This is a genomic window from Paraburkholderia sacchari, from assembly GCF_000785435.2.
Taxonomy (GTDB): domain Bacteria; phylum Pseudomonadota; class Gammaproteobacteria; order Burkholderiales; family Burkholderiaceae; genus Paraburkholderia; species Paraburkholderia sacchari.
Genome location: NZ_JTDB02000001.1, coordinates 1,073,035 through 1,086,136, shown reverse-complemented (window position 1 = coordinate 1,086,136; position 13,102 = coordinate 1,073,035). Strand labels below are relative to the sequence as shown.

Here is a 13,102-nt window from a genome sequence, read left to right as displayed (position 1 = left end):
ACACGCAAACCGCCGACGCCGTGCGCTATCATCGCGTTCCCTGCTCACACGCATCATCGGTCAATGGACAAGCCGGACTATCAAGCGATCCTCGAACAGATCTATCGCGACATCGCGCCATTGCGCACCGCCGGCCGGGTCGCCGACTACATTCCCGAACTCGCCAGAGTGCCCGCCGAGCGGTTCGGCATGGCGATTGTCGCGCTCGACGGCACGGTGTATGCAATCGGCGACGCGCACGAGCGCTTCTCCATCCAGAGCATCTCCAAGCTGTTTGCCTGCACGCTCGCGTTCCAGCTGCTCGGCGACGCGCTCTGGGACCGCGTCGGCCGCGAGCCCTCGGGCAATGCGTTCAATTCGCTCGTCCAGCTGGAGACCGAGCGCGGCAAGCCGCGCAATCCGTTCATCAACGCGGGCGCGCTCGTGGTCACCGATGTGCTGTGCCGCCGCTTCGTGGGCGCGGAAACGGCGTTGGTGCAATTCGTGCGCCGGTTGACGGGCGCCGCCGATCTCGATTACGACCTTCGCGTCGCGAGTTCCGAACTCCAGCATGCCGAGCGCAACCGCGCGATGGCGCATTTCATGGCGAGCTTCGGCAATATGCAGATGCCGCCGGAGACGGTGATCGAAGCGTATTGCCGCCAGTGCGCAATCGAGATGAACTGCGTGGAGCTTGCCACCGCCGCGCTCTTTCTCGCCAACGGCGGCGTCGCGCCGGTCTCGGGCGAACGCATCCTCGACGCGAGTTCCGCCAAGCGTCTTTCGGCGCTGATGCTGACCTGCGGCACCTATGACGCCGCGGGCGACTTTGTCTATCGCGTGGGGCTGCCGGCGAAAAGCGGCGTGGGCGGCGGCATCGTTGCCGTGCTGCCGGGGGAGATGGCCGTGTGCGTCTGGTCGCCGGGTCTCGATGCGAACGGTAATTCGCTCGCGGGGGTGAAGTCGCTGGAGTGGTTGACCACGCGGACGGGACAGTCGATTTTTTGAGGGGGCTCGCCCATGCAAGAACTCTGTATTGCGCGGCACCGTGCCGGTGGCCAGCGTGCAATACAGCAAGGTGTTCGAGGCGAGCGCTTAAGGTGGAAACTGCGGTGGAAACTGCGACCGCACTCGCGGCGGCGGCTCAAAACCCGCTCTCATCCCACCGCGTATCCCGCACCTGGACCACGCCGCCCTCCACGCGCACCGCGAATACCGCAACATCCTCATAGGCCGGCGGCGCCAGAACCTTGCCGGTTCTAATGCAAAAGCGCGCGCCATGCCGTGGGCAGATCACCTCGTCGCCCTCCACCGCCCCGCCGGTCAGCGCCCCGCCATCGTGCGTGCAAACGTCTTCGATCGCGTAGCAGGTTCCGTCGAGATTGAACACCGCGACCTGCGCGCCCTCGACATTCACGCTGCGCACCGCACCCGGCGGAAATTCGGCGCAAGGCGCCACGTCGACCCAGTCGGCCATATCAAAGCATCCCCAATTCCAGACGCGCCGCGTCGGACATGCGCGCTCGCGTCCACGGCGGATCCCACACCAGTTCGACCCGTACCGCGCTCGCTCCCGCCACGTCCAGCACACTGTCCTCCACGATCGACGGAAAGGTTTGCGCAACGGGGCAACCCGGCGCGGTCAACGTCATGCGGATCGCCACCTGGCCGGTTTCGTCGTCGACATCGAGCCCATAGACGAGCCCCAGATCGTAGATGTTGACCGGGATCTCGGGATCGTAGACCGTGCGCAGCGCATCGATCACGCGCGCGCGAAATTCGCCGCCGCTGCCTTGCGCATCGTCGCGCTCGGGCAAGTCGTCTGTGGGTTTCATGGTTCGCCTCGCGTCATTCCGTGGATACCGTGTCGCCTTCGTCGCGCAAGGCGGCGCGCAATGTGTGCCACGCGAGCGTCGCGCACTTGATGCGCGCCGGAAACTCGCGCACGCCAGCGAGCACCGCGAGCTTGCCGAGCCCGGTTTCGTCATCGAGCGGCCGGTCGGCGGGCGCTGTCGCCATGGCGTGAAAGCGCTCGAACAGCGCGTCGACCTCGGCCTCCGTGCGGCCCTTGAGCGCCTCGGTCATCAGCGAGGCAGAAGCGGTCGCGATCGCGCAGCCCGCCCCCTCGAAGCCGACATCCTTGACGATGCCGTCCTCGACGCGCAGATACAGCGTGATGCGGTCGCCGCACAGCGGGTTGTATCCTTCGGCCCGGCGATTCGCACCCGCCAGCGCATGGCAATTCCGCGGCCGCCGGTAGTGGTCGAAAATCGTTTCCTGGTACAACTCACGAAGGTCGCTCATAGCGGAAACATCTCCTGCACGCGCGCAAGGCCCGCGACGAGCGCATCCACGTCGGCGCGCGTGTTGTAGAGCGCGAACGATGCGCGCACCGTCGCTGGCACGCCATAGCGCGCCATCACCGGCATCGCGCAATGATGGCCGGTGCGCACCGCCACGCCGCCCTGGTCCAGAATCGTGCCGATATCGTGGGCGTGCGCGTGCGCCATCACGAACGACACGATGCCCACTTTCTCCTTCGCGGTTCCAATCATTCGCAGATTCGGCACCTCACGCAACGCGTCGCTCGCGTAAGCGAGCAGCTCGGCCTCATGCGCACCCGCGACTTCCACGCCGATCGCACTCACGTAATCAAGCGCCGCCGCCAGCGCAACCGCGCCCGCGATATTCGGCGTGCCGGCCTCGAAGCGCCACGGAATCGTGTTGTATTCGGTCTTTTCAAAAGTCACGCTGCGGATCATGTCGCCGCCGCCCTGCCACGGCGGCATCGCTTCGAGCAGGCCGGCCTTTGCGTAGAGCGCGCCGATGCCGGTCGGCCCGTAGACCTTATGCCCGGAAAACGCATAAAAATCGCAATCGAGCGCGGCGACGTCGACCGGCAAATGCGCGATCGCCTGCGCGCCGTCGATCAGCACCGGCACGCCGCGCGCGTGTGCGAGTTCGATCAGCCGCGCGATGGGATTGATGGTGCCGAGCGCGTTCGATGCGTGCGTGATCGCGGCCATGCGCGTGCGCGGGTTCAGCATCCGCTCCCACGCGTCGATATCGAGCGTGCCGGTGTCGTCGATGGGCACGACCTTGAGCGTAGCGCCAGACTGCGCACAGACCATCTGCCACGGCACAATATTCGAGTGATGCTCCATCGCGCTGATGAGAATCTCGTCGCCGGGCTTCACGCGGGGCCGGACATAGCTCTGCGCCACGAGATTGATCGCCTCGGTTGTGCCGCGCACGTACACGATCTCTTCGGCGCGCGCCGCATGGATGAACCGCGCGATGCGCAGGCGTGCGCCTTCGTAGGCATCGGTGGCGCGCTGCGAAAGCAGGTGCACGCCGCGATGCACGTTCGCGTTCGTCTGCTCGTAATACGCACGCTCCGCCGCGATCACAGACTCGGGCTTTTGCGTGGTCGCGCCGTTGTCGAGATATACGATCGGCAGGCCGTGCACGCGTTCGCGCAGAATCGGAAAATCGCGCCGCCAGCGCGCCACCGTTTCTTCGTCTGGAATCCTTACTGGTTCGACCGGTTTCATGCGAGCCCCCGCAGATGCTCGCCGCCAGGCACACGCGCGAGCATCAGTTGTGTGAGCCGCTTGCGCAGCGCGGCGCTTTCCACGCGGTCCACGCAGGCGCGCGCGAACGCCCACACCAGCAGCGCGCGCGCCACGCGCTCTTCGATGCCGCGCGAGCGAAGGTAGAACAGCGGTGTCTCGTCGAGCTGGCCGACGGTTGCGCCGTGCGTGCATTTCACATCGTCGGCGTGAATCTCCAGTTGCGGCTTGGTGTCGATCTGCGCATCGCGCGACAGCAGCAGATTGTCGTTGCCCTGGTGCGCGTCAGTCTGCTGTGCGTCCGGGTGCACGATCACGCGCGCGTCGAACACTCCATGCGAGGCGCCGTCCAGCACGCCGCGGTAGTACTCGCGGCTCGTGCCGCGCGGCTGCTCGTGATCGATGCGCGTGTGGTGGTCCACATGCTGCCTCGCGCCCACCAGATACAGACCGTTCAGATCGGCGCGGGCGTCGGCCGCGTCGAGCCGCGTCGCGATCTGCGTGCGCGAGAGCGCGCCGCCGAACGCGAACGAATGCGAGGTGAAGCGGCTCGCCTGCCGCTGCGCGACGTCCACGTCAGCGATATGGAACGCGCTGCGCGCCTCCTGCTGGATGCGGCAGTGCTGTACCTCGGCTTCGCTGTCCGCGACGATCTCGGTGGCGACGTTGACAAAATACGGTTCGTCGGCGATCCCGGCGAACTGCTCGACGATCGCGCAGCGCGCGCCCCGCTCCGCCAGCACGAGATTGAACGGATGCATCGCGAGGCCCGCTTCGTCGACGAAAAACAGCACGTGGAGCGGTGCATCCATCGCTCCACCTTCCGGAAGCGCGACCACGTAGCCATCGCTGAGGAACGCCCCGTTGAGCGCCGCAAAGCCGTCGCGCAACTCGCGCCGCGCCATCACGGCATGGAGCCGCTCCGGCATGTCGCGCATCGCCTGGCGCAGGCTGCCCACGTAGGCACCCTCGGGCAAATCGGCAAGCCGCGACAAACTCGGCACGCAGCGGCCGTTCACGAACACGAGGCGGTTCGCGGCTTCATCCGGCATGAGATCGCTCACCAGCCCGGCGATGCCGCCCAGGTCCGCGGGCGCGGGGTGCGCGGGCGCGAAATGCCAGCACGGTTGCGCGATGGGCGTTACGTTCGTGTACTTCCACGCTTCGAGCTGCGTGCCAGGAAAGCCCAGTGTCTCGAAGCGCTCGAACGCGCGGCGCCGGGCGCTGCGCAGCCACGGCAGCTCGACGCCCGGCAGCGTCTTCACGGTCGCGCGGAAAGCGTCGCGGTAATAGTCGCGCAGCGCTTCGCTCATGGCTGCTCCTCGCGCGGTTCGCCACTGACTTCGCCACTGACTTCGCGACTGAGCCAGCCGTAGCCCTTGCGCTCGAGTTCGAGCGCCAGCTCATGCGGGCCCGAGCGCACGATGCGCCCCTCGGACAGCACGTGAACATGATCCGGCACCACGTAATCGAGCAGGCGCTGATAATGCGTTACCAGCACGATGGCCCGGTTCGCGTCGCGCATCTGGTTGATGCCGCGCGCGACCACCTGCAGCGCGTCGATGTCGAGGCCCGAATCGGTTTCGTCGAGAATCGCCAGGCGTGGCGCGAGCACGGACATCTGAAGCACCTCGTTGCGCTTTTTTTCGCCGCCCGAAAATCCCTCGTTGACGCCGCGCGAGAGCAGGCTTTCGTCCATCTGCATGTCCGCGAGCTTCTGTTTGATGAGCGCGAGAAATTCCATGGCGTCCAGTTCCGGCTCGCCGCGCGCCTTGCGCTGCGCATTGAGCGCGGCCTTCAGCAGATACGCGTTGCTGACACCGGGAATCTCCACCGGATACTGGAAAGCGAGAAAGATGCCTCGGCGCGCACGTTCGTCGGGCGCGAGCGCCAGCAGGTCCTCGCCGTCATAGCGCACGCTGCCGCCTGTCACCACCGACGGTGCGCGCCCGGTCAACACATGCGCGAGCGTGCTCTTGCCCGAACCGTTCGGGCCCATGATCGCGTGAACCTCGCCGGCATTCACGCGCAGGTCGACGCCGCGCAAAATCGGCTTGCCGTCCACTTCGACACTCAAATTGCGGATATCGAGCATCCTGCTTCCCTCCAGGACCTGTTCACACTAATAACAGGCCCTAGCCCACGCTCCCTTCGAGACTCACGCCCAGCAGCTTCTGTGCCTCCACGGCGAACTCCATGGGCAATTCCTTGAATACATCCTTGCAAAAACCGTTGACGATCATCGACACCGCGTCTTCTTCCGAAAGCCCGCGCTGCATGCAATAGAACAACTGGTCTTCGCCGATGCGCGACGTCGACGCCTCATGCTCGACCTTCGCGCTCGCATTCTTTACCTCGATATACGGAAACGTAAAAGCGCTGCACCGGTCGCCGAGCAGCAGTGAATCGCACTGGCTATAGTTGCGCGCGTTCTGCGCCGAGCGGCCCATTTTCACGAGCCCGCGATACGCGTTCCTGCCACGCCCGGCGGAAATGCCTTTCGAAAGAATCGTGCTGTGCGTATTGCGCCCGAGGTGAATCATCTTCGTGCCGGTATCGGCCTGCTGGTAATGATTGGTGAGCGCCACCGAATAGAACTCGCCAATCGAATCGTCGCCGCGCAGGATCACGCTCGGATACTTCCACGTGATAGCGGAGCCGGTTTCCACCTGCGTCCACGAAATTTTTGCGCGAGCTTCGCGGCAATCGCCGCGCTTTGTCACGAAGTTATAGATGCCGCCGCGCCCCTGTTCGTCGCCCGGATACCAGTTCTGCACTGTCGAATAGCGGATTTGCGCGCCTTCGAGCGCCACCAGTTCCACCACGGCCGCGTGCAACTGGTTTTCGTCGCGCATCGGCGCGGTGCAGCCTTCCAGATAGCTCACGTACGAGCCCTTGTCGGCCACGATCAGCGTGCGTTCGAATTGCCCCGTGTTGCGCGCGTTGATGCGGAAATACGTGGACAGCTCCACGGGGCAGCGCACGCCCGGCGGGATATAGCAGAACGAGCCGTCGCTGAAAACTGCGGAATTCAGCGTGGCGAAGAAATTGTCGGTGTACGGCACCACCGAGCCGAGATACTGCCGCACCAGTTCAGGATGCTCCTGCACCGCCTCCGAGAACGAGCAGAACACGATGCCGAGTTCGCCAAGCTGCTTGCGAAACGTCGTGGCTACCGAAACGCTGTCGAATACCGCATCCACGGCCACGCCGGCCAGCACCTCGCGTTCGCGCAGCGGCACGCCGAGTTTTTCATAGGTGCGCAGCAGTTCCGGATCGACTTCGTCGAGACTCTTCGGCCGCTCGCCTTGCGCGTGCGGCGCCGAATAGTACGCGATGGACTGCCAGTCGATAGGCGGATGCTCGACCGTGGCCCAATGCGGCTCGCTCATCGTGAGCCAGTGCCGGTATGCGGCCAGCCGCCATTCGAGCATGAATTCCGGTTCGTGCTTGCGCGCCGAAATCAACCGGATCACGTCTTCGGAGAGCCCGCGCGGAAAGGTGTCGGACTGCACGTCGGAGACGAATCCATGCTGGTATTTGCGCCGAACCCATTCCTCCATTCCGGTCGCGCTTTGACTCATCTGGACCTCCGCATTGCGCGGAAACCGCTCGCGAAGCCGCGCCGCCATGACGACTGGCGGCACCGCGATTATTACGGTCTCCTGTTCACCCTTAGAGACCATTGTAGAGCCGCGTTCAAGACCCTGGCGGACTCAGGGTCTCCACGCTGATGAAGCCGGCTGCAAAACGGGTCACATCGCATCGCGGGTCACATCGCGGGTCACATCGAAACCATGCCGCATCGCATCAACCAGGGACGCAGGGGGTGTCTCAGCGGCGGTTCGACCCCGACACCACGTCCACCCACACGGCGAGCACGAGAATGCCGCCCTTCACGATCATCTGCCAATAGGCGTCGACGTCGAGCATCGACATGCCGTTGTCGAGGCTCGCCATCACGAGCGCGCCAATCAGCGCGCCATATACCGTGCCCGAACCGCCTCGCATCGACGTGCCGCCGATGAAGCAGGCGGCAATCGCATCGAGCTCGCCCATGGTGCCCGCCGACGGCGACCCCGCCGCCAGCCGCGCCGTGTTCACGATGCCCGCCACGGCGCACATGAGGCCCATGAGCGCGAAGATGGCCAGCTTCACGCGGTTGGTGTTGACGCCCGAAAGGCGCGTGGCTTCGAGATTCGAGCCCACCGCGTAGACGCGGCGGCCAAACACGGTTTGCGTGGCGACCCACGTGAAAACGCCGAGCAGCGCGAGCAGCAGCAGCACCGGCACGGGAATTCCGCCGTAGCTGTCGAGCATCACGACGAACGCGAGCACGATCGCACCGGCGCCGACGATCTTCATGCCGTCCTGCCACAGCGGCACCACGCTCAAGTCATAGCGGCGCCGGTTCGCGCGCTGGCGCACGGTAAGCACCGCCAGCAGCGCGAACAGCGCGAGCGCGAGCACATCGCCGGCAAGTCGCGGCAGATAGCCTTGTCCGATGAATACGAATGAATCGGACACGGGCGCGATTGTCGAGCCACCCGTGATGCCGAGCAGCACGCCCCGAAACGCAAGCATGCCGCCCAGCCCGACGATGAACGAAGGCACGCGCCGGTAGGTGGACCACCAGCCGTTGAAGAGCCCCACCAGCACGCCCAGCACTAGCACGACCGGCACGGTCACGCCGATGGGCCAATGGCGGTTCACGTCGAGTATGGCCGCCACGCCGCCCAGCAGGCCAAGCAGCGAGCCCACCGAAAGGTCGATCTCGCCGGCAATGATCACGAATACCATGCCGCACGCAAGCATGCCGGTAATCGACATCTGGCGCAGCAGGTTCGAAACGTTGCGCGGCGTGACGAACGCACCGTGCGTGAGCATCGAGAAAAACACCCATATCGCGGCCACGGCGAGCAGCAATGCAAGAATCTTGTAGCGCGAGAAAAGTTGCTGGAAACGCAGCGCGATGCCGCTGCCGCCGGGCAACTGGTCTTCGCGCGCACTTTGAGTCGTGACGTCGGGGGTCATGCCGCACTCGCTTCGGTGGATTGGGCGCGCACGCTCTGGATCGCCGCGCCGAGAATGTGTTCCTGGGTCAGGCCGTCGTTGACGAAGTCGCCGCGGACCTCGCCCTCGCCGATCACGAGCACGCGGTCGCTAATGCCGAGCACCTCCGGCAACTCGGACGACACCATCACGATCGCCACGCCACGCTTCGCGAGCTGGAACACGAGCTTGTAGATTTCGTATTTGGCGCCGACGTCCACGCCGCGTGTCGGCTCGTCGAGAATCAGCACCTTCGGGTTGGTGAGCAGCATCTTCGTGAGGACTGCCTTCTGCTGGTTGCCGCCCGAGAGGCTTGCGATCGAAAGCATGGGATTCGCCGCGCGCACTGAAAGGCGCTCCATCTCGTTGCGGATGGTATCGAGTTCCGCTGCGGCGTCGATGCGCCCATGCCGGGTGAAACGCTCCAATACCGCGAGCGTGATGTTGTGCCCCACGCCCAGTTGCGGCACGATGCCGTGGCGCTTGCGGTCCTCGGGCACCATGGCAATGCCGGCGCGGATCGCATCGAGCGGGGAGCGGATCTTGAGCGGTTTGCCTTCGAGCAGGACCGTTGCCGTGCTGGCACCGGGATACGCGCCGAAGATCGCCTGCATGATTTCCGTGCGGCCCGCACCCACAAGCCCCGCAACACCGAGTATCTCGCCGCGCCGCACCGCGAACGAAACGTCGTCCACGCGTTTGCGGCGCGGATTCGTCGTGTCGTGGCAGGTTACGTTGCGCGCTTCGAGAACGACCTCGCCGATCTCGTGTGGCTCGCGCGGAAACAGGTTCTTGATCTCGCGGCCCACCATCATCGCGATGACGCGATCGGTCGTGAGCGAGGCCATCTGCTCCGTCGCCACATGCTTGCCGTCGCGGATCACCGTGACGGTGTCGCACACCGCCTCCACTTCGTCGAGTTTGTGCGAGATGTAGACGCAAGCCACGCCTCGCCGCTTCAGATCGCGCACGATGTCGAGCAGAATCTTCGTCTCGGCTGCCGTGAGCGACGAGGACGGCTCATCGAGGATCAACAGCTTCGCGCGCTTGTTGAGCGCCTTCGCGATCTCGATGAGCTGCTGATGCCCGCCACCGTAGTTCATCACCGGCTGCGCCACGTTGATGGCATCGATGTTGAGCTCGCGCAGCAACTCGTCGGCACGCCTGTACATCGCCGCATAGTTCATGCGGCCGCCAGGCAGCGTGATCTCGTTGCCAAGAAAAATGTTCTCCGCCACCGAAAGCTCGGGCACCAGCATCAGCTCCTGATGAATGATGACGATGCCCGCGTCCTCCGTGTCGCGCACGCCAGCCGCCTTGAGCGGCCGGCCTTCCCAGCGGATCTCGCCATCCCACGTGCCGTATGGATGGACGCCTGAGAGCACCTTCATCAGCGTGGATTTGCCCGCGCCGTTCTCGCCGCACAGCCCCACGCACTCGCCGGGGCGCACGGTGAGGTCGATGCCGTCGAGCGCCTTCACGCCGGCAAAGGACTTGACGATGCCGCGCATCGTCAGCAAAGGCTCAGTCATACGCTTTCAACCTTTCCATTCAGCATTGCTTTTCCGCTCCAGGCGCGTATCTCGCCGTCATGGGCCGCGCACTTTGGGCAGCCGCTCGTGGCGGCCCGCCACGCGGGCCGCCCAGCCTGCCGGCTCACTGGCTGGCCAGTTGTGCCTGCGTATAGAAGCCGTCCTTCACGACCACGTCAACGTTGCTCTTCGTGAGCAGCGTGGGCTGCAGCAGCACCGTGTCGACCTTCTTCTTGCCGTTGTCGTATTGCGCGTTGTACGCGGGCTTCTGGCCCTTCGCGAGATTGACGGCAAGCTTCGCCGCCTCGCCCGCGATGAGCTTCAGGGGCTTGTAGACCGTCATGGTCTGCGTGCCCGCCATCACGCGCTTGACTGCGGCGAGGTCCGCGTCCTGGCCCGAGACCGGCACCTTGCCCGCGAGATGCTGCGCCGCCAGCGCCTGGATCGCGCCGCCCGCAGTGCCGTCGTTCGACGCGACCACTGCATCGATCTTGTTGTTGTTCGCCGTGAGCGCGTCTTCCATGATGCGCAGTGCCGTCGAGGCACTCCACTCCGGCACCCATTGCTGGCCGACCACCTTGATGTCGCCGCGATCGATCGCCGGCTTGAGAACCTTCAGTTGTCCTTCACGCAGCATTTTTGCGTTGTTGTCGGTTGGCGCGCCGCCCATCAGGAAATAATTGCCCTTGGGCTGCACGTTGTACACGCCCTGCGCCTGCAGCTCCCCCACCTTCTGGTTATCGAAGGAAATATAGGCATCGACGTCGGCATCGAGAATCAGCCGGTCGTACGATACGACCTTGATGCCAGCCTTCTTCGCTTCCGCGACCACGTTGCCGAGCGTCTTCGAATTGAACGGTACGATCACGATCACGTCCACGCCGCGCGAAATCAGGTTTTCGATCTGCGAGATCTGGCGCTCTTCGCTCGCGTCGGCCGACTGCACCGAGACCTTCGCGCCGAGTTTTTCGGCGGCGGCAACAAAGTAGTCGCGATCGCGCGACCAGCGCTCCACGCGCAGGTCGTCGATGCAGAAGCCGATTTCCGGATGATCCTTGCTTGCATGGGCAAGGGGCGCCGCAAGCGTCAGGCTTGCGAGCACTGCGCCGCAGATCAGCGACCCTAGAACCGAACGGCGTTTGGCGAACTTCATGTCTCCACTCCTCGTAATGTCGTGCGCCGACGGCGCATGGCCCGGCGGCACATCGTTGCGTGATCGAATAACCAACCTATGGGCGCACGCGCGGACTTTCGGCCAGGCTCGTACTGAGCCTCGCGTGCGGAAACGACAGGGCAATACCAGGCGATACCAGGCAATACCAGGCAAACAACATGCAACAGCGGGTCCAGCGATGCGCCGCACGCACGGAATGCGCCGCGCGGTAGTCCTGCGCCAGCGTCATCCTTTCAGGCGCCGGATGCGAATACGGGTTCGAGTGCGCGATAGAGCGCGTGAAAGGTCGGTCGGCGCGCCTCGCGATACCATGCGTGGCGCGCGGCGTCGGGCTCCCTCACGGCCAGCACCGGCGGCTGCGGACAAACCACATCGAGCGGCGCTCCGGGTTCTAGCGCGAGGTGCGCAAGGCGCGCGGCCCCGAGCGCCGGACCGACTTCCCCGCCCGCTCGCAGCGTGAGCGCCCGCCCGCAGATGTCGGCGAGCATCTGCGTCCACCACACGCTACGCGAACCCCCGCCGATCACCGTGATCGTTTCGGGCACGAGGCCCGTTGCGTGCAGCGCTTCCATGCCGTCGAGCAGGGCGAAACCCACGCCTTCGAGCGTCGCGTTGGCGAGATCCGCGCGCGTGGTCTGCGGCGTCATGCCATGGAACACACCCTTCGCGTTGACGTTGTTGTGCGGCGTCCGCTCGCCGCTCAGGTACGGCAAAAACCACGGTCTGTGCGGGTCGACCCCGGCGTTCGAATGGGCTTCGGCCTCGGCAAGCAGTGCGGCAACCGTGTCGTGCCCCGTCAGGCGCGCGGTGAAATCGAGGCAACTGGCTGCATTGAGCATCACCGACATGAGATGCCATGTGCGTGGCAACGCGTGGCAAAAACTATGGACCGCAGAATCCGGATTCGCGAGAAAACCATCCGAGACCGCGAAATAAACGCCCGAAGTGCCCAGCGAGAGCATTGCGTCGCCGGGCCGCACGATACCCACACCCACCGCGCCCGCCGCGTTATCGCCGCCGCCCGCCACCACGGGAATTTCACGCAGTCCGAACTCGCGTGCGAGTTCCGCACGCAACGTGCCAGTGACTTCATTGCCCTCGAAAACCTCGGGCATGTGTGCGCGCGTGAGACCGCAGGCCGAAAGCAGCGCCTCGCTATAGTCGCGCTTCGCAACGTCGAGCCAGAGCGTTCCCGCGGCATCGGAGGGGTCGGTCGCGAGCACGCCCGTCAAGAGCCAGCGCAGATAATCCTTCGGCAGCAGCACGTGCGCAATGCGCGCGAAAATTTCGGGCTCGTGCTTGCGCACCCATAGCAGCTTGGGTGCCGTGAAGCCCGGCATGGCGAGATTGCCCGCCACGTCGTGGAGTTCGGGCACGGCCCTCTCCAGCTCGATACATTCGGTATCCGAACGACCGTCGTTCCAGAGTATCGCGGGGCGCAGCACCTCACCCTTCGCGTTGAGCAGCGTCGCGCCGTGCATCTGACCGGTAAGGCCGAGCGCCTCGATGCCCGCGGGGTCGATGCCATTGCGGCGTACCTCGTCGAGCAACTCGCGCAGCGCGATGCGCGTCGCGCGCCACCACTCCTCCGGCGCCTGCTCGGACCAGCGCGGCTGTGGCCGGCTGACGGCAAGCGGCGCGCTCGCGCTGGCGATCACATCGCCGGCGCGCTCGAGCAACACCGCCTTGACACCCGACGTGCCGAGGTCGATACCGATAAACATGTCTCCATCCTTTCTTGTGCAGGCCGGTGCTTACGCGCTTCTACGCGCCCGTAGCATCGGCCTCGTCTT

12 protein-coding genes are annotated in these 13,102 nt (G+C 65.0%); 1 reads left to right on the top strand and 11 read right to left on the bottom strand.

Annotation, left to right across the window (positions count from 1 at the left end; all coding sequences use genetic code 11):
- Positions 1–63 precede the first annotated feature (63 nt).
- Positions 64–987, top strand: coding sequence for a glutaminase (locus NH14_RS04820; protein ID WP_035521098.1), 924 nt, complete (start codon positions 64–66; stop codon positions 985–987).
- A 136-nt stretch (positions 988–1,123) separates the two neighbouring features.
- Here NH14_RS04820 and NH14_RS04815 read toward each other — a convergent pair whose 3' ends face one another.
- From NH14_RS04815 to xylB, 11 genes are all read right to left on the bottom strand, one after another.
- A complete protein-coding gene (locus NH14_RS04815) occupies positions 1,124–1,456 on the bottom strand; it encodes a non-heme iron oxygenase ferredoxin subunit (protein WP_035521100.1) in 333 nt (110 codons plus the stop codon).
- Position 1,457: 1 nt separating this feature from the next.
- A complete protein-coding gene (locus tag NH14_RS04810; protein WP_035521102.1) occupies positions 1,458–1,814 on the bottom strand; it encodes an SUF system Fe-S cluster assembly protein in 357 nt (118 codons plus the stop codon).
- 13 nt (positions 1,815–1,827) lie between these two features.
- Positions 1,828–2,283 carry a Fe-S cluster assembly sulfur transfer protein SufU gene (sufU, locus tag NH14_RS04805; RefSeq protein WP_035521104.1) on the bottom strand — a complete coding sequence of 152 codons (456 nt, stop codon included), beginning with the start codon at positions 2,281–2,283 and terminating at the stop codon, positions 1,828–1,830.
- Positions 2,280–3,533, bottom strand: a complete 1,254-nt coding sequence (locus NH14_RS04800; protein ID WP_035521106.1) for a cysteine desulfurase — start codon at positions 3,531–3,533, stop codon at positions 2,280–2,282. Before NH14_RS04800 ends, sufU begins: the two co-directional genes overlap by 4 nt.
- Positions 3,530–4,864, bottom strand: coding sequence for a Fe-S cluster assembly protein SufD (gene sufD, locus NH14_RS04795; protein WP_035521109.1), 1,335 nt, complete (start codon positions 4,862–4,864; stop codon positions 3,530–3,532). Before sufD ends, NH14_RS04800 begins: the two co-directional genes overlap by 4 nt.
- The gene (sufC, locus tag NH14_RS04790; RefSeq protein WP_035521122.1) at positions 4,861–5,646 is read right to left on the bottom strand and encodes a Fe-S cluster assembly ATPase SufC; all 786 of its coding nucleotides are present in this window, start codon (positions 5,644–5,646) and stop codon (positions 4,861–4,863) included. Before sufC ends, sufD begins: the two co-directional genes overlap by 4 nt.
- A 40-nt stretch (positions 5,647–5,686) precedes the next feature.
- The gene (sufB, locus tag NH14_RS04785; protein WP_035521765.1) at positions 5,687–7,135 is read right to left on the bottom strand and encodes a Fe-S cluster assembly protein SufB; all 1,449 of its coding nucleotides are present in this window, start codon (positions 7,133–7,135) and stop codon (positions 5,687–5,689) included.
- Between the two features lie 250 nt (positions 7,136–7,385).
- Complete coding sequence (locus NH14_RS04780; RefSeq protein WP_035521136.1) at positions 7,386–8,585, bottom strand: sugar ABC transporter permease; 1,200 nt, start codon at positions 8,583–8,585, stop codon at positions 7,386–7,388.
- Positions 8,582–10,123, bottom strand: a complete 1,542-nt coding sequence (xylG, locus tag NH14_RS04775) for a D-xylose ABC transporter ATP-binding protein (protein WP_407947127.1) — start codon at positions 10,121–10,123, stop codon at positions 8,582–8,584. Before xylG ends, NH14_RS04780 begins: the two co-directional genes overlap by 4 nt.
- 136 nt (positions 10,124–10,259) lie before the next feature.
- The gene (xylF, locus tag NH14_RS04770; protein ID WP_035521140.1) at positions 10,260–11,288 is read right to left on the bottom strand and encodes a D-xylose ABC transporter substrate-binding protein; all 1,029 of its coding nucleotides are present in this window, start codon (positions 11,286–11,288) and stop codon (positions 10,260–10,262) included.
- Between the two features lie 254 nt (positions 11,289–11,542).
- Complete coding sequence (xylB, locus tag NH14_RS04765) at positions 11,543–13,033, bottom strand: xylulokinase (protein ID WP_035521142.1); 1,491 nt, start codon at positions 13,031–13,033, stop codon at positions 11,543–11,545.
- Positions 13,034–13,102: the final 69 nt, after the last annotated feature.

Excerpts from the sequence above, each read along its gene's own strand:
- NH14_RS04820 (WP_035521098.1), top strand. The coding sequence starts at position 64 with ATGGACAAGCCGGACTATCAAGCGATCCTCGAACAGATCTATCGCGAC.
- NH14_RS04815 (WP_035521100.1), bottom strand. The coding sequence starts at position 1,456 with ATGGCCGACTGGGTCGACGTGGCGCCTTGCGCCGAATTTCCGCCGGGT.
- NH14_RS04810 (WP_035521102.1), bottom strand. The coding sequence starts at position 1,814 with ATGAAACCCACAGACGACTTGCCCGAGCGCGACGATGCGCAAGGCAGC.
- sufU (WP_035521104.1), bottom strand. The coding sequence starts at position 2,283 with ATGAGCGACCTTCGTGAGTTGTACCAGGAAACGATTTTCGACCACTAC.
- NH14_RS04800 (WP_035521106.1), bottom strand. The coding sequence starts at position 3,533 with ATGAAACCGGTCGAACCAGTAAGGATTCCAGACGAAGAAACGGTGGCG.
- sufD (WP_035521109.1), bottom strand. The coding sequence starts at position 4,864 with ATGAGCGAAGCGCTGCGCGACTATTACCGCGACGCTTTCCGCGCGACC.
- sufC (WP_035521122.1), bottom strand. The coding sequence starts at position 5,646 with ATGCTCGATATCCGCAATTTGAGTGTCGAAGTGGACGGCAAGCCGATT.
- sufB (WP_035521765.1), bottom strand. The coding sequence starts at position 7,135 with ATGAGTCAAAGCGCGACCGGAATGGAGGAATGGGTTCGGCGCAAATAC.
- NH14_RS04780 (WP_035521136.1), bottom strand. The coding sequence starts at position 8,585 with ATGACCCCCGACGTCACGACTCAAAGTGCGCGCGAAGACCAGTTGCCC.
- xylF (WP_035521140.1), bottom strand. The coding sequence starts at position 11,288 with ATGAAGTTCGCCAAACGCCGTTCGGTTCTAGGGTCGCTGATCTGCGGC.
- xylB (WP_035521142.1), bottom strand. The coding sequence starts at position 13,033 with ATGTTTATCGGTATCGACCTCGGCACGTCGGGTGTCAAGGCGGTGTTG.